20 protein-coding genes are annotated in these 20,229 nt (G+C 44.7%); 19 read left to right on the top strand and 1 reads right to left on the bottom strand.

Annotated elements, in window-relative coordinates; all coding sequences use genetic code 11:
• From WS42_RS11310 to WS42_RS11225, 18 genes are all read left to right on the top strand, one after another.
• A partial coding sequence (locus tag WS42_RS11310) for a hypothetical protein (protein WP_046451112.1) occupies window positions 1–1,160 on the top strand: 1,160 nt, incomplete at its 5' end.
• Between the two features lie 4 nt (window positions 1,161–1,164).
• Complete coding sequence (locus tag WS42_RS11305; protein ID WP_256316250.1) at window positions 1,165–2,643, top strand: DUF4998 domain-containing protein; 1,479 nt, start codon at window positions 1,165–1,167, stop codon at window positions 2,641–2,643.
• 368 nt (window positions 2,644–3,011) lie between these two features.
• Entirely contained in the window at window positions 3,012–3,659 is a 648-nt protein-coding gene (locus WS42_RS11300) for a CoA transferase subunit A (protein WP_013613316.1), read from the top strand.
• Window positions 3,660–3,758: 99 nt separating this feature from the next.
• Window positions 3,759–4,145: a 3-aminobutyryl-CoA ammonia lyase gene (gene kal, locus WS42_RS11295; protein ID WP_041556993.1), complete on the top strand. Its 387-nt coding sequence runs from the start codon at window positions 3,759–3,761 to the stop codon at window positions 4,143–4,145.
• A gap of 24 nt (window positions 4,146–4,169) precedes the next feature.
• Window positions 4,170–4,997, top strand: coding sequence for a 3-keto-5-aminohexanoate cleavage enzyme (kce, locus tag WS42_RS11290; protein ID WP_013613318.1), 828 nt, complete (start codon window positions 4,170–4,172; stop codon window positions 4,995–4,997).
• Between the two features lie 70 nt (window positions 4,998–5,067).
• Complete coding sequence (gene kdd, locus WS42_RS11285; protein WP_022161167.1) at window positions 5,068–6,108, top strand: L-erythro-3,5-diaminohexanoate dehydrogenase; 1,041 nt, start codon at window positions 5,068–5,070, stop codon at window positions 6,106–6,108.
• Between the two features lie 44 nt (window positions 6,109–6,152).
• Window positions 6,153–7,403, top strand: a complete 1,251-nt coding sequence (gene kamA / locus WS42_RS11280; protein ID WP_046451110.1) for a lysine 2,3-aminomutase — start codon at window positions 6,153–6,155, stop codon at window positions 7,401–7,403.
• A 78-nt stretch (window positions 7,404–7,481) separates the two neighbouring features.
• Window positions 7,482–8,504 (top strand): lysine 5,6-aminomutase reactivase subunit KamB, encoded by a 1,023-nt coding sequence (gene kamB, locus WS42_RS11275; RefSeq protein WP_087381158.1) that lies wholly within the window; start codon window positions 7,482–7,484, stop codon window positions 8,502–8,504.
• Between the two features lie 4 nt (window positions 8,505–8,508).
• The gene (gene kamC / locus WS42_RS11270; RefSeq protein WP_022161166.1) at window positions 8,509–9,927 is read left to right on the top strand and encodes a lysine 5,6-aminomutase reactivase ATPase KamC; all 1,419 of its coding nucleotides are present in this window, start codon (window positions 8,509–8,511) and stop codon (window positions 9,925–9,927) included.
• A 13-nt stretch (window positions 9,928–9,940) separates the two neighbouring features.
• On the top strand, window positions 9,941–11,491 hold the full coding sequence (kamD, locus tag WS42_RS11265) for a lysine 5,6-aminomutase subunit alpha (RefSeq protein ID WP_013613323.1): 1,551 nt from the start codon (window positions 9,941–9,943) through the stop codon (window positions 11,489–11,491).
• A gap of 26 nt (window positions 11,492–11,517) precedes the next feature.
• On the top strand, window positions 11,518–12,306 hold the full coding sequence (kamE, locus tag WS42_RS11260) for a lysine 5,6-aminomutase subunit beta (protein ID WP_022161165.1): 789 nt from the start codon (window positions 11,518–11,520) through the stop codon (window positions 12,304–12,306).
• A gap of 13 nt (window positions 12,307–12,319) precedes the next feature.
• Window positions 12,320–12,976, top strand: a complete 657-nt coding sequence (locus tag WS42_RS11255) for a 3-oxoacid CoA-transferase subunit B (protein WP_046403101.1) — start codon at window positions 12,320–12,322, stop codon at window positions 12,974–12,976.
• Between the two features lie 88 nt (window positions 12,977–13,064).
• The gene (locus WS42_RS11250; RefSeq protein WP_013613326.1) at window positions 13,065–14,204 is read left to right on the top strand and encodes an acyl-CoA dehydrogenase; all 1,140 of its coding nucleotides are present in this window, start codon (window positions 13,065–13,067) and stop codon (window positions 14,202–14,204) included.
• A 37-nt stretch (window positions 14,205–14,241) separates the two neighbouring features.
• Window positions 14,242–15,024 (top strand): electron transfer flavoprotein subunit beta/FixA family protein, encoded by a 783-nt coding sequence (locus WS42_RS11245; RefSeq protein ID WP_046403099.1) that lies wholly within the window; start codon window positions 14,242–14,244, stop codon window positions 15,022–15,024.
• Window positions 15,025–15,088: 64 nt separating this feature from the next.
• Entirely contained in the window at window positions 15,089–16,099 is a 1,011-nt protein-coding gene (locus tag WS42_RS11240; protein ID WP_046451109.1) for an electron transfer flavoprotein subunit alpha/FixB family protein, read from the top strand.
• Window positions 16,100–16,109: 10 nt separating this feature from the next.
• The gene (locus WS42_RS11235) at window positions 16,110–16,889 is read left to right on the top strand and encodes a short-chain-enoyl-CoA hydratase (RefSeq protein ID WP_022161163.1); all 780 of its coding nucleotides are present in this window, start codon (window positions 16,110–16,112) and stop codon (window positions 16,887–16,889) included.
• Between the two features lie 27 nt (window positions 16,890–16,916).
• Window positions 16,917–17,762, top strand: coding sequence for a 3-hydroxybutyryl-CoA dehydrogenase (locus WS42_RS11230; RefSeq protein WP_022161162.1), 846 nt, complete (start codon window positions 16,917–16,919; stop codon window positions 17,760–17,762).
• Window positions 17,763–17,962: 200 nt separating this feature from the next.
• On the top strand, window positions 17,963–18,838 hold the full coding sequence (locus tag WS42_RS11225) for a Cbp1 family collagen-binding glycoprotein adhesin (RefSeq protein ID WP_022161161.1): 876 nt from the start codon (window positions 17,963–17,965) through the stop codon (window positions 18,836–18,838).
• 132 nt (window positions 18,839–18,970) lie between these two features.
• Here the strand turns inward: WS42_RS11225 and WS42_RS11220 are convergent, their stop codons facing one another.
• Entirely contained in the window at window positions 18,971–19,516 is a 546-nt protein-coding gene (locus WS42_RS11220; protein WP_022161160.1) for a sigma-70 family RNA polymerase sigma factor, read from the bottom strand.
• A 112-nt stretch (window positions 19,517–19,628) separates the two neighbouring features.
• Here WS42_RS11220 and WS42_RS11215 point away from each other — a divergent pair.
• Window positions 19,629–20,229, top strand: a 601-nt coding sequence (locus WS42_RS11215) for a FecR family protein (RefSeq protein ID WP_046451108.1), incomplete at its 3' end; no start/stop codon positions are given.

Below are 20,229 nucleotides of genomic sequence, written 5' to 3'. Positions count from 1 at the left end.
TCCGGACCGGTAGTTATGCCTGCGATTCATTGCTTATCACAGGTTTTAATGAGGCGCGGAAAGGGGTGAAGGCTTATGTGACTTTGTGCGATAGGAACGATGTGGAGTCGGAGGCGTTAGAAGTCACCTTTGATACCCGGGATTCCGGACCGGTTGCTTTTATCAACAACTTAGAGGTCGTTCCGGGTTGGGGTAATGGTTTTGTTTTGTCTTATGACTTGGAAGAGGATTTGAAAGGTATGGCTCACCTGTTTTATGTGGGGGAAGATCCGAATACCAAACTGCCGGACACCCTTTTATTTAAAAGTTTTGTGCCGAAAAAAGGTAATACGGTGATACGGGATACTTTCAAACAGCAACGGGACAGTTATGATTTTGTGGTACGCGTAGAGGATTTCCGGGGGAATATGGTAAAAGAAAGGGTATGGAAAGACATTGTGCCTTTGGCGATAGAACAGTTGCCTGTCAGTCTGAATAATCTTTCTGATCCGGAGGAACTTTCCCAGGAAGATCCCACTGCGAAGTTAGGCAAGCAATATTTGTTGGACGGGGATAAAAAAGGAGATCAAAGCTTTGGTATTGAATCGTGGACGAGTTTTTATACCTACTTGGCCGGTCCGATGGCGGTATCTACACCGGAGAAACCCGGGAAAGCCCTGTTTATTATTGATATGATGGAAGAAAAGTTACCGGCAGAGGTCCGCCTGTACGGAATGTTGGCAGTCCGGACCAGTTGGCCCTATGGCCCCGGCCAATATGAAACTTTTCCGAAATGGGGAGATGTGTGGACGTTGTGTTATGCGAGCAAGTTACCGAGCAGTGTGACTCTTTACGCATCCCAAACGAAAGATGACGATGCCTCGTGGGTAGAGATTTCACATTTCGAACAAGACCGGAGAATTGATAATAAGGAACGTTGGTGTGAACGTTGTAACGAGAATGGGGATTATCTCATTGTTTCTCGGGATGCCTTGGATTTGGCTTCACCTTGTTTTATTACCTTGACTTGCCCGGCAGAAGGAGAGAAATACCGCTATCTGAAAGTGGTGGTGAACGAGGTCTTTTTTGCGCCTATAGGTTTTGAGAATGCTTTTATGGGTGGAAATGACCAGAAATATGTGACGGTGCATGAATTGGAAGTTTATACAGCAAAAGATTGATATTATGAAGAAAATATATTTATGGCTCTTGCTCCCTTTGTTGATTTTCGGGGGCTGTGAAAGTTTGGAAGATACGTATAAAGATTATGCAGGTGATGGCCCGATTCGCTATTTGGTGAAATGTGACGACCTGGATGTCAAAGCCGGTTGGAATCGTTTGGTAGTTTCGTGGAAATCTGTGGATGACCCGATTATCGATAAAGTAAAAGTTTCTTGGACGGTAGATGGGATCGGACGGGATACTTTGTTGGAAAGAGGTACGTTTGCGTGCAGCCTGCCTTGTGACGGAAATCTTACTTACCAGGTGTCGGTAGCCAATATGGATAAAAACGGTAATACTTCTTTAGCTGTAACCCAGGTAGGAAGACCTTATTCGCCTGAACATGAGCAAGTATTGATTTTCCCGACTATGGTGAACAAACATTTTTATGTACAAGATCGTTTGGCGCTGGTCCTGGATGAGTGGGGAAATCAGATAGATAGCATTGCCTTCGTATATACTTCTGCCGGACAGGGCAAGAGAACGGTTATGAAAAGCGCACCGGAGAGTCTTTATTATTTACTGAAAGATAAAATTGATGCAGAGACAACATTAACAGTACACAGTTACGGCCACCTGGAAGGATGTGTAGATGCGATTGTAGTATCGACTGAATTGGAACGTGCTAAAGTGTATACAGATGGCTTTAAAGCGCTGATGTTAACAAGATACGGTATTGCTGAGCTGACGGAAGAAGCTGTTGCCGGTTTGGAAACCCTTGAAATTGATTACGACATCGATAGCTTTGAGGATATTATGAATATGCCGGGATTGAAGAAGTTGGTATTGGGCAAGAACCGCTATTTGAGTGAGGAAGTATTGGGAGAGGAGGTTAGTGCCAGTAAAATCACTGACCTTGAAATAAGTAAATTTGCGATGGAAGTGATGGCGGAACTTGTTTCTGACTTTAAGGTAGAACGCTACAATAAGCATTATTTCCCGGAAACTTATGATTTTGTTGAAGAAAAAGGAAATCCGGTACTGCCTGATTTGACTTATCTGAATAACGAGACATGGACTTATGAGTGTGTTGTAACTCCGAAAGAAGGGGATTATTATTCCAAAGGCTATGAGAAATTGTTTGACTTAAATGCGACAGCCTGGGCAACATTTAATCATTATGATTTTTTAAAATATGAAATAACAGTTGATATGCAAGAGACAAAGCGGGTAAATGGTTTTGCAATAGAACAAGTTGCCTCTGATATTGCAACTTCTCCAAGAAAACGGGCTTTTATGGCACGAAAAGTACAGGTCCAGTTTTCTGTCGATGGAAGTGTCTGGACTGAGGCAATAGATTATACGTTGGGTGCAACCCTTGGAGAAATCGACCTTTTGTCAATAGCTGCCCCTACGAATGCACGGTATTTGAAATTCGTGTTGACCGACCAAAACTACGGAAACGCATATTCAATTTCACTACAAAAAATCAGAATTTTCTAACTGGGATACCCTAAAAAGGGATTGTTTGATAAGTTCTATTCAGTTTTTTGTTATTGGAGATAAGGCTTTCTTTCTGATTATCAGATTGAAAGCCTTTGTTTTATCCGGCTTGCTTTCGTACGGTCAATGATTTTCGTGGCATGCATTTTATAACTATTTGCGTGTCTAAGAAATGTTTCTATCTGCATTTACTATTAACATTTCGCGTTTTTCAAATTATCATCAAAAAAATCTGTTACGAATGGAATCATTCCAAATAATAGAATACAGAAAAAAATCTGTATAAAATATGTCATATTTGATTTTAAATTCTATAAATTTGACATGCTAGATCGAATTAGTTTAATTTTAAACAAAACCATATACTTATGAAGAAGCTTATTTCAGTGGAAGAGGCAGTAGCAAAGGTAAAAGATGGGATGACGGTTATGATTGGCGGGTTTCTTTCTAACGGGACACCTAACGCAATCGTTAACGCTTTGGCTCAATCGGAAGTGAAAAATCTGATTCTCATCGTGAACGACACCGCCTATCCGGATAAAGGATGCGGACAGTTGATCGCTAACAAGCAGGTGAAGAAAGTGATCGTGTCGCATATCGGTACGAATCCATGTACGAGTGAACAAATGAACAGTGGTGAACTGGAGATCGAATTCAGTCCGCAGGGTACTTTAGCCGAACGGATCCGTTCCGGTGGTGCCGGTTTGGGGGGAGTATTGACTCCGACAGGTATCGGAACCCTGGTAGCAGAAGGTAAACAAGTACTGAATATCGACGGTAAAGATTATTTGCTGGAAAAACCGTTGCGGGCGGATGTGGCTTTGATCGGTGCTAGTGTAGGGGATGAGTCCGGAAATTTAGTCTATAAAGGTACGACTCAGAATTTCAATCCACTGATGGCGACGGCTGCCGATTTGGTTATTGCGGAAGTGCAGGAGTTGGTAGAAACCGGAGATTTGTATCCCGAGCTGATAAAGACTCCCGGAATATTCGTGGATTTTTTAGTGAAAGGGTAGGGGGATAAGCTAAAGGCGAAGAGGCAAAAAGCGGGGAAGGTAAAAAAGAGGTGTAATCGAAAGGGATGGGTGTAGATCTGTTCCGGTTAATTTAAAAATATGGAAAAATCAATGATAAGACTTCGGATGAGCGCTAAAGATGCTCATTATGGCGGAAATTTGGTGGATGGAGCTCATATGGTGCATTTATTCGGCGATGTTGCGACCGAACTACTGATTATGCATGACGGAGATGAAGGTCTTTTTGTGGCCTATGACAATGTGGAGTTTTTGGCTCCGGTATATGCCGGCGACTATATCGAAGCTGTCGGTGAAATCGTGAAAGTAGGAAATACTTCCCGCAAAATGGTTTTCGAAGCCCGTAAGGTGGTCGCTGCCCGTCCGGATATTTCAGCTTCGGCTGCGGATGTCCTGGCTGAACCGATTGTGGTTTGCCGGGCCAGTGGAACCTGTGTGGTGAAAAAAGAGGATCAGCGGAAAGGATAATGTAAGTTAATAGTCTTGATAATTATGGAAAAATTGATTATAACAGCTGCGATCTGCGGGGCAGAGGTAACGAAAGAACAAAATCCCGCCGTTCCTTATACTGTAGAAGAAATCGTCAGAGAAGCAAAATCTGCTGTAGATGCAGGTGCTGCTATCGTTCATCTTCACGTACGTGAAGACGACGGTACGCCGACTCAGAGCAAAGCACGTTTCAAAACGTGTATAGACGCTATATATGAAGTATGCCCGGATGTGATTCTGATTCCTTCGACCGGAGGGGCTGTAGGAATGACAGCGGAAGAACGTCTGCAGCCGACCGAACTTTTCCCGGAAATGGCTACCCTGGATTGTGGCACCTGTAATTTCGGAGATGAGGTATTTGAAAATACCATGCCTATGATGAGGGATTTCGGTAAAAGAATGCTGGAAAACCGGATCAAACCGGAATACGAATGTTTCGAGATGGGACATCTCGAAACCGTATTGAATATGGCAAAGAAAGGTCAGGTACCGGGAGCTCCCATGCAGTTTAATTTTGTACTCGGTGTCCCCGGGTGTACGCCTGCAACAGTTCCTAATCTTTGCTGGCTTGTAAATGCTATTCCGGCAGGTTCTACCTGGACTGCAACCGGTATCGGACGCCATGCCTTTACTTTGGCTGCTCCTGCTATCGCTATGGGAGGAAATGTCAGAGTGGGGTTCGAAGATAATCTGTATCTCGAAAAAGGGGTGTTGGCAAAATCCAATGGCGAGTTGGTAGCTAAGGTCGTTCGTATCGCTAAGGAATTGGGACGCGAAATCGCTACCTCGGCCGAAGCACGGAAGATATTGAATTTGAAAGCTAAAGGCTGAAAAGCTATAGGCTATAAGTCGAAAGGTATAAAGTGAAAAAATTAAAGTAAATATTAAAAAATAAAACGTTATGAAAAAAGGAAATAAATACGGAACGCATAGAGTAATTTCACCGAAAGGAGTATTACCACAACCGGCTGACAAACTGGATAACAATATGGACGAAATCTATGATAACGAGATTTTGATCGATGTGCAAACTCTGAATATCGATTCGGCTAGTTTTACTCAGATTGAAGAACAAGCCGGAGGGGATAAAGCTAAAATTGCCGAGATCATGCTGGGAATTGTAGAGAAACAAGGAAAACACCGTAATCCGGTGACCGGTTCCGGTGGTATGTTACTGGGAACGGTGGAAAAAATCGGAGATGCTTTAGTTGGAAAGACCGATCTGAAAGTGGGAGATAAAATCGCAACTTTGGTGTCTTTGTCGCTGACTCCGCTTCGTATCGATAAAATTAAAGAAATCCGGGCAGATGTCGACCAGGTGGATATCGATGGTAAAGCTATTTTGTTTGAAAGCGGTATTTATGCGAAGATTCCGGCAGATCTGCCGGAAAAGTTGGCTTTGTCGGCTCTCGATGTAGCCGGTGCTCCGGCTCAGACTGCTAAATTGGTGAAACCGGGAGATACGGTATTGATTATCGGTGCCGGTGGTAAATCGGGTATGTTGTGTTGCTATGAAGCAAAGAAACGTGCTGGTGTTACCGGTAAAGTAATCGGTTTGTGCCATAGCCAGAGAAGTACCGAACGGCTTCAGAAATTAGGCTTCTGTGATTATGTATTCTCGGCCGATGCAACTCAGCCGGTTCCGGTTATGGAGAAAATTGCCGAACTGACGAATGGTGAAATGTGTGATATTACGATCAATAATGTGAATATTACGGATACTGAGATGACCAGCATCTTGTGTACTAAAAATGACGGATTGGTCTATTTCTTCTCTATGGCGACCAGTTTTACGAAGGCTGCTTTGGGAGCGGAAGGTGTCGGCAGCGATGTGACTATGATCGTTGGAAATGGGTATACCAAAGGACATGCTGAGATTACACTGCAGGAACTTCGTGAAAGCGAGGCATTACGGAAGATATTTACAGAGTTGTATGCCTGAATGGTCGGGATTTTATAATCCCGACGAATTAAAAATATGTTTTTATGGCTAGCAGAAGAAAAGAGTTTTTCCCTGAAGTGACCGATGAACAATGGAACGATTGGCATTGGCAGGTGAAGAACAGGATTGAAACTTTGGATCAGCTGAAGAAATACATCCGGCTGACACCAGATGAGGAAGAGGGTATCCGTGAGTCGCTGAAGACATTACGGATGGCGATCACACCTTATTATCTGAGTCTGATCGATCCCGATAATCCTTATTGTCCGATCCGTAAACAATCGGTGCCGACCATTGAAGAATTACACCGGTCACCGGCTGATCTGGAAGATCCCTTGCATGAAGACGGTGATTCACCCGTACCGGGACTGACCCACCGTTATCCTGACCGGGTGTTGTTCCTGATCACCGATATGTGTTCGATGTATTGCCGGCATTGTACCCGGCGCCGCTTTGCCGGACATCACGATTGTGCCACTCCATTGGAAAGAATCGATAAATGTATCGAATATATCGCTAATACCCCCCAGGTGAGAGATGTCCTCCTATCGGGAGGGGATGCCTTATTGGTCAGTGACGAACGATTGGAATATATCATCAAACGGCTGCGTGGAATCCCTCATGTCGAGATTATCCGTATCGGGTCGAGAACACCGGTGGTGTTACCCCAGCGCATTACGCCGGAATTGGTAAATATGCTTCGGAAATATCATCCGATTTGGCTGAATACTCATTTCAACCATCCGAACGAAATTACCGAAGAGTCGGCGGCTGCTTGTGCCCGGCTGGCCGATGCGGGTATACCTCTGGGAAATCAGTCTGTCCTGCTCCGCGGGATCAACGATTGTACACATGTCATGAAAAAATTGGTGCACGAGTTGGTCAAGATCCGGGTACGTCCCTATTACATCTATATCTGTGATCTTTCTGTGGGTATCGGTCATTTCCGTACCCCTGTATCGAAGGGAATCGAGATTATCGAGAACCTGCGGGGACATACTTCCGGTTATGCCGTGCCTACTTTCGTCGTGGATGCTCCCGGTGGAGGCGGAAAAATTCCGGTGATGCCGACCTATCTGATTTCTCAGGGCCCCAATCGGGTGGTGTTGCGTAATTTTGAAGGCGTAGTGACTACGTATACCGAACCGACGGATTACAGAGACGAATGCTACTGTGAAGAGTGTGAGAAGCGCCGTAAAACAGAAGGAGTGGCTGAGTTGCTGAGCGGAGAACGCTTGTCTCTCGAACCGGCGAATCTGGATCGTAAGACACGTAATCTATTGGCGAAAGGATAAATTATTTGTGATTTTGGATTTACCGTTTCATTCGATTGAAAGGATAAATCCGGAATCATAAATGAAAATGCTGAACAGATGGGTTTTGTTGATGACATATCCGATTACAGGAGTCTGGCAATTGTCGGATTGGAGAAAAATACAGGGAAAACAGAATGCCTGAATTACATCCTTCGCAGGATAAAAGATTCGGCAGATCGGTTCGCTCTGACTTCGATCGGAATTGACGGAGAAAACCGGGATCAGGTATGTCAAACCCCGAAACCCGAGATTATCGTGCCGGAAGGAATGATATTCGTTACTTCGGAGAAACATTACCGGGAGAGGAGGTTGGTGGCTGAAATCATGGAAATCGATGATCATCGGACTGCTTTGGGACGGTTGGTTATCGCCAGGGCTAAAACTTCGGGAAAAGTATTGCTTTCAGGGCCTGCGGATACTGCCGGGTTGAAAAGTCTGATCCGGCATATGAAAGATTTCGGGGTACGAACGACCTTGGTCGACGGGGCTTTGTCCCGTTTAAGCCTGGCGTCTCCCACCGTTACGGAGGCGATGGTCTTAGCGACGGGGGCTGCTGTTTCCGGGAATATTCGGGAATTGGTGAGACGTACCCGTTATGTTTGTGATTTGATCGATCTGGAAGAGGTGGACGAAGTTTTACAAGAGAGGTTGGATGCCATTCAACAAGGTGTATGGGCGGTCGGGCCGGAGGGAGAATGTATCGATCTGAAATTGCCTTCTGTGTTTATGCTGGAGAAAAGTGGAACCGATCTGCTGCAATATGGGCATCGGATCTTTATTGCCGGTGCTGTGAGTGATAAAGTATTTCAGTTTTTACGCGTACAGAAACAGACCGTAGAATTGATCGTCCGTGATTTTACCCGTGTTTTTTCCGCACCTGAGTCTTTTTATGCCTTTTTACGTAAGGGCGGAAGAGTACAGGTGCTTCATCGTAGCCGGCTTTTGGCCGTTACGATCAATCCTCAGTCTCCGGGAGGATTACTTTTGGATTCGTTGCGTTTGCAGCAAGCATTGGAAGAAAGCTTGCAAATTCCGGTGTATGATGTGAAAAAAATAGAAAAAGTCGGTAAAAACCGTTGAGGATATGATTTTAAGGGAAGCGATAAGACAAGTCAGGGGATTCCGTTATATGATCGAACAATTGGATATCTGTTCGGCTGTAGGCCGGAGGGTATTGTATGATCTGCCCTGGCTCGATTCGAAATCTCGGTTGGAGGCCGAATTTGAACGTATTCAAAAGATCATGGTACTTTTTGAACAACCTGAAAATGAATCCCGGCTGGAACGTTTGACTGGTAAGCTGATGCAGGTGAGAGATATCCGGGGGACGATCGGGCGGATGGCGATGGAGCAAGTGTTGGATGATCTTGAATTGTTCGAATTGAAAACTTTTGCTTTGTGCTCGGAAGAAATCAGGGGACTTGTCGAAGAATGGCGGATTGTTTTACTCCCGGAACTGGAGCCGGTTGTACGTTTGTTGGATCCGGAAGGGAATCGGATTCCTCATTTTTATATTTATGATACTTATTCGGCTGAGCTGGCCAGGCTGAGAGCTGAAATAAAACAAAAGAGCCTTCAAGGGGCAGAAGAACGGGAATTAGAAGCGTTGTATGTACAAAGTGTGGTTTTGGAAGACAAGGTACGCGAAGAGTTGTCTGTGCAGTTGAGACCTTATCACGACGATTTGAAACAGGCTTTGGAAGCGGTCGGATTGCTGGATGTCGTATTGGCAAAAGCCAGACAAGCAATAAGAGGACAATTGACTTTGCCGCAAATTCCGGAAGAGGGGGAAATGGTGTTCGAAGGTCTTTTCCATCCTCAGATCCGGGAGATTTTAGAACAGGAAGGAAGAGCGTTTCAGGCTGTAGATTTGAAATTGGAAAAGGGAACGACGGTGATTACCGGAGCCAATATGGCCGGAAAGACAGTGTTGTTGAAAAGTGTGCAATTGGCGCAATACCTGATGCAGTTCGGTTTTTATGTACCTGCCCGGCGGGCGGGTATGCCGCTCGTGGAACAAGTCTTGACCAGTATCGGGGATGATCAGGATGAATTGAACGGTCTCTCTTCTTATGCGGCTGAGATGTTGCGGGTGGATGAAATGATCCGGCAAGTCAGGCAGCGAAGTAAAATTTTGGTGCTGATAGACGAATTGGCCCGGACGACCAATCCCGTCGAGGGACGGGCAATTGTGAATGGGGTAGTGGATTTTTTGACTACTCACCGGGTGATGGCTATGGTTACTACCCATTATAGCGGAATAACGGCCGAATGCCGTAAATTGAGAGTGCGGGGATTTGTAGAGAATCGGGTTGAAGGGAATATGACCCTGAAAAATATCAATGAGTTTATTGATTATTCACTCGAAGAAGACAGCGGAGAAGAAGTTCCCCAGGAGGCGATGCGTATTGCCTGGATGCTGGGGATCGACCGTGGAGTGTTGGAACGGGTGGAAAATTATTTGCAGGAAGAAAATCCTGATTGGAAAAAGACAGTACAGTAGAAAGAAAATATATATGAAAAGTAAATTAGGAATAGATTTTGATAAAGTCGGACATGCCCGTGAAATGGCCCGTAAGATTGCTGACCAGGTGCAGGATTTTGTGGATGGCTATACGACAGTGGCTGTCGAAAGGACATTGTGTCGTTTGCTGGGTATCGACGGAGTGGATGTTCATGCTGTCCCTCTGCCGAACATTTTGGTAGACGAGCTGAAAGAAAAGAACGTGTTGGGAGAAGGAATTTTATTCTTTCTGGGTAATGTAATGGTGGAAACCGGAATGACTCCACAGGAAATAGCCGAACAAGTGGCTGCCGGGAAAGTAGATGTCACCCGGGTACCGGTATGTACTCCCGGCCAGCGGGAAAAAGCGTTGCAACCCTATATCGAGGCCAGTATCCGTCGGATTTCCGACAACCGGAAACGGCGTGAGAATTATATCGCAACGATCGGAGAGGGAGCAAAGCCTTATCTTTATGTCATTGTCGCTACCGGTAATATTTACGAAGACGTGGTACAGGCACAGGCGGCTGCCCGGCAAGGGGCGGATGTTATTGCTGTGATCCGTACAACGGGGCAAAGTTTGTTGGACTATGTACCCTATGGGGCTACGACAGAAGGATTCGGCGGAACTTTTGCCACCCAGGAAAATTTTCGGATTATGCGGAAAGCTTTGGATGAGGTAGGAGAAGAAGTCGGTCGTTATATTCGGCTGTGTAATTATTGTTCCGGTTTATGTATGCCGGAGATTGCTGTGATGGGAGCTTTGGAAGGGCTGGATGTGATGTTGAACGATGCGTTGTATGGGATTTTATTCCGGGATATCAATATGCAGCGGACGTTGGTCGACCAGTTTATGTCGCGGGTGATCAACGGCTTTGCCGGAGTGATTATCAACACAGGCGAAGATAACTACCTGACTACTGCCGACGCTGTCGAAGAAGCACATACTGTTTTGGCTTCCGATCTGATCAATGAACAATTGGCTTTATTGGCCGGGCTGCCGGAAGAACAAATGGGCCTGGGACATGCTTTTGAAATGGATCCCATGCTGGAAAACGGCTTTTTGTACGAATTGGCTCAGGCCCAGATGACCCGGGAAATTTTTCCGAAGGCTACTTTGAAATATATGCCTCCGACGAAATTTATGACCGGAAATATTTTCCGCGGACATATTCAGGATGCTCTTTTCAATATGATCGGAATCTGGACTTCACAAGGTATTCAACTGTTGGGAATGCCGACCGAAGCCATACATACTCCATTTATGTCGGATCGTTATCTGTCGATCGAGAATGCCCGTTATATTTTTAATAATATGAAAAATATCGGAGATGAAGTGGTCTTTAAAGAAAACGGGATTATACAAAACAGGGCGAAAGAAGTGTTGGATAAAGCTACCGTTCTCTTGGAAAAGATTGAACGGGAAGGACTTTTTACAGCCTTGGAAAAAGGAATTTTTGCCGATATCAAGCGTCCTAAAAACGGAGGAAAAGGATTGGACGGCGTTTGTGCCAAGGGAAAGAACTATAGCAATCCTTTTGTAGAGATCATGATGAACAGATAACAAAAATCGTAAATCAAATAAAGATTATGAGCGGAGGTTTATATTCAACAGAAGGGAGAGATTTCGATCAAACCCTCGATCTGAAAAAGATAAAACCCTACGGGGATACGATGAACGACGGAAAGACACAGCTGAGTTTCACTTTACCTGTACCTGCCGGAGATGAAGCGATAGAGGCTGCTAAACAGTTGATGAAAAAAATGGGATTTGAAAATCCTCAGGTGGTGTTTCATCAGGAACTGACGAAAGGATATACTTTTTTTAATTGTTATGGAAATTGTGTACACACGGTAGATTATAGCAATATCTATGTGCCGAAAGTGGAATCGACCAAGTGGGATATGGGAGAGACCGATCAGTTTGTCCGGGAACATATCGGTCGGAAAATTGTGGTGATCGGAGCTAGTACCGGAACAGATGCCCATACGGTGGGAATCGACGCTATTATGAATATGAAAGGTTTTGCCGGACATTATGGTTTGGAGCGGTATGAAATGTTCGAAGCCTTGAATATGGGTAGCCAGGTGACCAACGAGGAATTTATCGCTAAGGCTATCGAGTTGAAAGCTGATGCTTTATTGGTTTCGCAGACCGTGACTCAGAAAGATATTCATATTAAAAATCTGACGGAACTCGTGGAGATGTTGGAAGCCGAAGGATTACGGGACAAAGTGATCCTGGCTTGTGGTGGTCCCCGGATTTCACACGAGTTGGCGAAAGAATTGGGGTACGATGCCGGCTTCGGGATGAATACCTATGCCGACGATGTCGCCTCGTTTATTGCGCAGGAATTGGATCGAAGAATGAATCATTGAAAATATACAAGCTATGGAAAAAGAACAAATCAGGGAAGTGATTGCCAGGAGAGTGGCAATGGAACTCCACGATGGAGACGTGGTGAATCTGGGTATCGGTTTGCCGACTTTAGTGCCGAATTATCTGCCTGAAGGTGTCGAGGTCATCTTACAAACGGAGAATGGATTGATCGGTATGGGGCCGACTCCTGCTCCGGGAGAAGAAGATCCGGACTTGATCAATGCCGGCGGTGGAGCGATAACGGCTCTGCCCGGAGCGGCCAGCTTCGATAGTGCTACTTCGTTCGGTATTATCCGGGGCGGACACGTAGATGTCAGTATCCTGGGGGCCTTGCAAGTAGATGAAAAAGGAGATTTAGCCAACTGGATGATACCGGGGAAAAAAACACCGGGAATGGGAGGAGCGATGGACCTGCTGATGGGAGCCGGTAAGGTGATCCTGGCCATGGAACATACGGCAAAAGGAAATCCGAAAATCCTGAAAAAATGTACTTTACCTTTGACAGCCAAGGGGCAGGTGAATATGATCGTTACAGAAATGGGAGTTATGGAGATCACACCCGGGGGAATTGTACTGAAAGAGATACATCCTGAGTTTACGGTAGAACAGGTGCAGGCAGCTACAGAAGTAACTCTGATCGTTGCCCCGGATTTAAAAAAGATGTGCTGAACGACGAAAGCGTATTGAAGGAAATCACGATGGAGGATGGATGGTGGATACCTCTAGCCCGAATCGTAAACTATAAATTAAAAAAGGTATGGATTTTTCATTATCAAAAAAAGAGATATTGTTTCAGCAGATGATCAGAGCATTTGCTGAGAAAGAAGTAAAACCGCTGGCGGCAGAAGTGGACGAAGAAGAGAGATTCCCTGTCGAAACGGTAGAAAAAATGGCGAAACTGGGGATTATGGGTATCCCTTTCCCGGTGGAATATGGCGGAGCCGGTGGTGATAACGTATTGTATTCTATGGCTGTAGAGGAATTGTCCCGGGTATGTGCAACGACCGGGGTTATTGTTTCTGCCCATACCTCTTTGTGTGCTTCTCCGATCTATGAATTCGGAAATGAAGAACAACGGAAAAAATATTTACCCAAATTATGTTCGGGAGAATGGATCGGAGCTTTTGGTCTGACCGAACCGAATGCAGGTACCGATGCCTCTGCCCAGCAGACAATGGCTGTTGCTGAAGAGGATCATTATGTGCTCAACGGGTCCAAAATATTTATTACGAATGCAGCTTATGCACACGTTTACATTGTTATGGCGATGACCGATAAGTCGCAGGGTACACGAGGAATCTCTGCTTTTATCGTTGAACGGGATTTTCCGGGATTTTCCATCGGTAAAAAAGAGAAAAAGATGGGGATCCGGGGATCCGCAACCTGTGAGTTGATTTTTGAAAATTGTATTGTGCCTAAAGGAAATATGCTGGGTAAACCGGGTGAAGGATTTAAAATTGCGATGAAGACGCTCGATGGCGGACGTATGGGAATTGCTTCACAGGCCTTGGGAATTGCTCAGGGAGCCATGGATGAGACAATAAAATATGTGAAAGAACGGAAACAGTTCGGACGCTCTATCGGACAATTTCAGAATACCCAATTTCAGTTGGCCGATTTAAATGCCAAGATCGAAGCTGCCCGTTTGTTGGTGCGGACGGCTGCCTGGAAGAAAGACAGGAAAATCCCTTACTCTGTCGATTCGGCACGGGCTAAGTTATTTGCTGCTGAAACAGCGATGGAAGTGACGACAAAAGCCGTACAGTTTCACGGGGGGTATGGATATACCCGTGAGTATCCGGTCGAACGGATGATGAGAGATGCCAAGATTACGGAGATTTATGAGGGAACCTCTGAAGTACAGCGGATGGTGATTGCTGCTGCTCTATTGAAATAATAATGTTTTCCGCATTGAACTTATAAAAAGAGAATACATGAAAATAGTAGTTTGTATAAAACAAGTACCTGATACGACAGAGATCAAACTCGATCCGGTAACAGGAACAATGATACGGGATGGTGTACCTAGCATTATGAATCCCGACGATAAAGGTGGATTGGAAATGGCTTTGGCCTTGAAAAATAAATATGGTGCGCAGGTAACCGTTATTACGATGGGACCGCCTCAGGCCGATGATATTTTGCGTGAAGCTTTTGCCATGGGAGCCGACCGGGCGATTCATTTGAGCGACCGTAAGTTTGCCGGTGCAGATACATTGGCTACGTCGAATGCTATTGCCGGTGCTTTACGGATGCTGGATTTCGACCTGGTCATTACCGGCCGGCAGGCGATCGATGGAGATACGGCGCAGGTAGGACCTCAGATTGCCGAGCATCTCGATTTGCCACAAGTGACGTATGTCGAGAATTTGGAATTCGATGGTGACAAGTTGTTTACGATCCGTAAATCTACCGAAGAAGGATATCAAACCGTACAGGTGGAATCTCCCTGTGTCGTTACTGTTCTGGCTACGGCAAACAAAGCGCGCTATATGTCTGTGCGGGGAATCGTAGAGGCATACGATCGGGAAGTGGAAATCTGGAATTTTAATAATATCAGTGTGGATGAAGCTAAATTGGGATTGAACGGTTCGCCGACGCGGGTATGGAAGTCTTTTACCAAAGGAGCTAAAGCAGCCGGAAAAGTTTTCGAAGTGGAACCGGCCGAAGCTGTAGATGTTATTATCGAAAAATTGAAAGAGAAATTTATTATTTAATACATGATTTTAGAGGAAAACCGGGAATAATCCGGTGAAATCTAAAGTTTAAAATCTGATGAAGATGGATAAATCTCAATATAAAGACGTTTATGTATTCGTAGAGCAACGGGAAGGAGTTATTCAGAAAGTTGCCATCGAATTATTGGGGAAAGCCCGGGAGTTGGCCGATAGCCTGAATGAAAAAGTGGTGGCGATGTTGTTGGGTTATGAAGTGGCGGGTCAGGCACAGGAATTGATCGCTTATGGGGCCGATGTCGTATTGTGTGCTGACGAACGGGAGCTGGTACAATATAATACCGAGCCTTACGCTCAGGCGATTACACAGATTGTACATGAGCGTAAACCCAGTATCGTACTGATTGGAGCGACGACGATCGGCCGGGATTTGGGCCCTCGTTTATCCGCCCGTTTAGAGACCGGGTTGACAGCCGATTGTACGGGCCTCGCTGTCTCGGATGAACGGGATTTGCTGATGACCCGTCCTGCATTCGGAGGAAATCTGATGGCGACGATTATTTGTAAAGAACACCGGCCGCAAATGTCGACCGTACGTCCGGGAGTGATGCGCACGAAACCGAAAGATGAACAACGTGCCGGAACGGTAGAGAAGGTAAATATTCATTTCGATAAGTCGAAATTTAAAGTGCGGATTCTCGAGACGGTGAAAGAACAAAAGAACCGTATCGATATAACAGAAGCGAAGATTCTTGTATCCGGAGGCCGTGGTGTAGGTAATACGGAGGGATTTGAGATGCTCGGAAAATTAGCGGAAACGCTGAATGCCGAGGTTTCTTCTTCACGTGCCATGGTGGATGCCGGGGTTATGCCTCATGACCGTCAGGTTGGCCAAACCGGGAAAACCGTTCGTCCCGATCTGTATTTCGCTATGGGTATTTCCGGAGCTATTCAGCATTTGGCCGGAATGGAGGAATCGGAATTTATCGTTGCCGTGAACAAGGATAAATATGCTCCGATTTTTAACGTTGCCGACCTGGGAATTGTCGGGGATGTGAAACAGATCGTTCCGTTGCTGACCGAGAGGTTGGCAAACATCCGGAAAACTGACAAATAAAAGCCCGGACATGGAGTATCAAAAATTAATGCTGGAAAAACAAGATCGTGTTTGTCTGGTAAAGATCAATCATCCGGAGGCATTGAATGCCTTGAATACGGTGATCTTGCAGGAATTGGACCGGGCATTCGATGAAATTGCAGCCGATCCGGAAACCGATGTGGTTATTCTGACAGGCGAAGGACGTTCGTTTGTTGCGGGAGCCGATATTGCTGAAATGAGTGTGATGAAGGCCGAAGAAGGCCGGCGTTTCGGTGAGTTAGGGGCTGCTGTTTTCCGGAAAATCGAACTGATGGCTAAGCCGGTTATTGCTGCCGTGAATGGATTTGCTTTAGGAGGAGGATGTGAACTGGCGATGGCTTGTGATATCCGTATCGCCTCGGCTAAGGCGAAGTTCGGTCAGCCGGAAGTGGGACTTGGGATCACGCCGGGATTTTCCGGTACCCAGCGTTTACCGCGTTTAGTCGGATTAGGTAAAGCCAAAGAGTTGATTTATACGGCTGCGGTTATCCATGCCGAGGAAGCTTGCCGGATCGGACTGGTGAACAAAGTGGTGGAATCGGAAGAATTGATGAATGAGTGTATGGCTATGGCAAAGACTATTGCTGCTAAAGCGCCATTGGCGGTTCGTTATGCCAAAGAAGCTATCAACCGGGGAGTGGAAACGGATATGGATACCGGTATCGTCATCGAAAACGGTTTGTTCGGGTTGTGTTTCGCAACGACCGACCAGAAGGAAGGCATGGAAGCTTTTTTATGGAAACGTAAACCCGAATTTGAAGGGAATTAAAATCTTTGTAATTTAAATTTATCGATTATGAAAATATGCATTGTTGGAACAGGGACTATGGGACATGGTATTGCCCAGGTATTTGCCCAGGCCGGACATGAGGTATTGTTAAAAGGCCGTTCTGAAGCTTCTTTGGCAAAAGCCCACAAAGCTATGGATAAAAATCTTTCCAGAATGGTGGAAAAAGGTAAATTGGAAGCCGGGGTTAAAGATCAGGTATTGGCCAGGATTAAAGATTCGATGAAATATGAGGATTGTGCCGATGCTGATTTGGTGATCGAGGCGATAGCTGAAGATATGGCTACCAAGCATGAGATATTCAAATTGTTGGACGGAATTTGTAAACCGGAAGCGATATTGGCAACCAATACTTCTTCGCTTTCTATAACGGAAGTGGCCGCTGTGACTAACCGTCCGGAAAAGGTGATCGGTATGCATTTCTTCAATCCTGTTCCGGCTATGAAACTGGTGGAAGTGATCAAAGGCCGGCTGACTTCGGCAGAGGTGCATGATCAGGTATTTGCTTTATCGCAGGAAATCGGGAAAGTGCCCGTCAGTGTCGAGGAAGCTCCTGGATTTATAGTCAACCGGATTCTGATCCCTCTGGTGAACGAAGGCATCGGTATATTAGCTGACGGAGTGGCGAAAAAAGAGGAAATCGATGCCGCGATGAAATTAGGGGCTAACCATCCTATGGGACCATTGGAACTGGGTGATTTGATCGGATTGGATGTTTGTCTGGCTATTATGGAAGTGTTGTACCGGGAATTCGGTGACTCTAAATACCGGCCTCATCCTTTGTTGCGGAAAATGGTTCGCGCTAACTTATTGGGACGGAAGACCGGAGTCGGGTTTTATGACTATCGGAAATAATGAGGAGAGTCTTCTTTACCGGGATACGATGCTGGGGAATATTTCCCCAGCATTTTTACTTTTTCCCCACTTTCTACAAGCTGCGATTCTTAATCTGTTGTATGTAATATATTGATAATTAGTATATTTTGTTGATTTTGTGCTTGTGGCATCGGATTTGTCCTGTTTAAGGACAGAATCTAACTCTAAAAAATAATAGTATGAAAAAGATCGTCATTTTAGGAATCGGAGCTTCTATGTTCTTCTTGGGTAGTTGCGTAGAGAGTTCTCAGAAATATAAGTCTTTACAAGCCCGTCTGGATTCTTTGAGTACAGTACATATTATGCAGAATTCCGAAATGGAGAGTATGCTGGCCGATTTGAACGATATTTCTGCCGGAATGCAATCGTTGCGGGATGCCGAACGTTTATTGACTTTGGAAACAATTAATGAAAATAAAGCCAATAGTAAATCCAAACAGCAATTGAATCAGCTGAAAAAAGACGTACAGGCTATTACCGAGGCGATCGCTTCTTATAAAGAACAGATTTCCAAACTCGAAGGTAAGAATAAAAGCCAGTCGGCCGAGTTTAAAAGATTGATTGCCGGCTTAAATGCGGAATTGGATCAACGTACACAGAAACTGAATGAAATTACTAAACAATTGGCTGAGAAGAATCAGCAATTGGCAGTGAAGACCGAGGAAGTCGCTAATCTGACCGAGAATGTGGAAGCTTTGGATAAAGCCAATAAAAGTCAGCAAATGACGATCAATGAACAGGATATGGCGATTCATCAGGGACACTATTTGATTGGAAACCGCAAAGAGCTGAAAGAAGCTGAGGTAATTTCCAGACAAGGGATTTTCTGTCCGCCGATCGTATCGTCACAAGCACAAAAAGCCAACTTTACCGATTTGGATATCCGTGAGATGAAGGTGATCCCGTTGAATAGTAAAAAAGCGAAATTACTTTCTGTCCATCCGGCTGATTCCTATACTTTGGAGACCGGTGAAGATGGTAATATGACCCTGAAAATCAATGACGAAAATAATTTCTGGAAACAAACAAAATACTTGGTTGTGATGATTGGATAAAAGCGGGAATAATTTTAACTGAGAGAGGCATACCCAAAAAGTATGTCTCTTTTCTTTTTTCACAACGATTATTCTTGTCGAGAGAGAAAATAAAGAAGTTTTTTTTGATTTAAAGACAGTTCGTTTAGAAAACTAGCCGAAGATCATCAGGATTTTTAAAAGTGTATCCGATGAGAAAATCGCTTTCAATTTGTCGATGCTTTTGTATTTCAGTGTTTTAACACTGTTTACTGAGATGTTCATTTCCTGTGCTATTTGCTGATTGTCGAGGCCTTGAAAAGCGAGCTGCATGACTTGTTTACTACGGGGAGGTAATTTTTCGATTTCCTTGATGATCTGTAAAGCGACATCTGTTTCGACTATAACATTGAAAATGTTCACTTCTTTGAGCGAACGGCTATTCACGAATTTTTCCTGTAATTTCAGTTTTCTTAACCATTCGAGAGAGAGGTTATGTACCAACATATACATATAATTATCGATGCTTTCGATTTCCTTCTCTTTGGACACTAATTCCCAAAGCCGTGCAAAAGCTTCCTGGACAATGTCCTCTGATGCCGATTTATCGTTCAGAAACCGGTTGGCTGCAAAACATAAAGGAGCATACAACCGATTCATTGTACTGGCAAATTCATTTGGAGAAGAATTTTTAATCCCTTGTTTTGCTGTTGATTTCATCTTTATTTAACCTGAAAGTCGAAAACAAAGGTAAAAAATTGTAAGAATCATTCATCTTTTTGGAAGACTTATTAGTCTTTAATATAAAGTGTAATTCGATATAAAACAAATTATGTGTCTTGTACAAGATCGTCAAAAATTGATTTTGTTGTTGCAAAAAGCTTATTTCGGGCAACTCTCTGAAGAAGAAGCCGGGCTGTTGGCTGAGTGGCGTAGTCGGTCTTCGGAACATGAGGCATTGTATCGGCGGATCATGAGCGGAGAAAGCCTGGCCGAACTGCTTGAGTGGCAAAATCATTTCGATCCGGAACAAGCGAATCGGTCGATTTTGCATCGGGTTGAAAAACGTAGATCTATTCGGATGAGGAAAATAGGTTTGCGGGTAGCTGCTATAGTTCTCCTGTTGCTGGGAATAGGAACGATATGGATTATAAATCGTCAGGGCGATTATAGACGGCAACAGGAATTGGCTTTTACATTGATTCACCCAGGAACTCCCCAAGCTATTCTTACTTTGGCGGATGGAAGGCAAGTGGTATTGGATAAGAAACCGGTAACCTTGAAATTAAATGAAAAACAATTTTTGACCGGAGATAGTGCTATATTGAATTATGCGGTTAATCTACCGAATGGTTTGGAAAATAATGAACAGCAAACATTAATGCATAAGGTGGAAGTTCCGGTTGGTGGTGAATATCGGTTAGTGCTTGCCG

Source organism: Odoribacter sp. N54.MGS-14 (assembly GCF_000980295.1).
Taxonomy (GTDB): domain Bacteria; phylum Bacteroidota; class Bacteroidia; order Bacteroidales; family Marinifilaceae; genus Odoribacter; species Odoribacter splanchnicus.
This window is presented reverse-complemented; position numbering and strand designations above follow the sequence as displayed.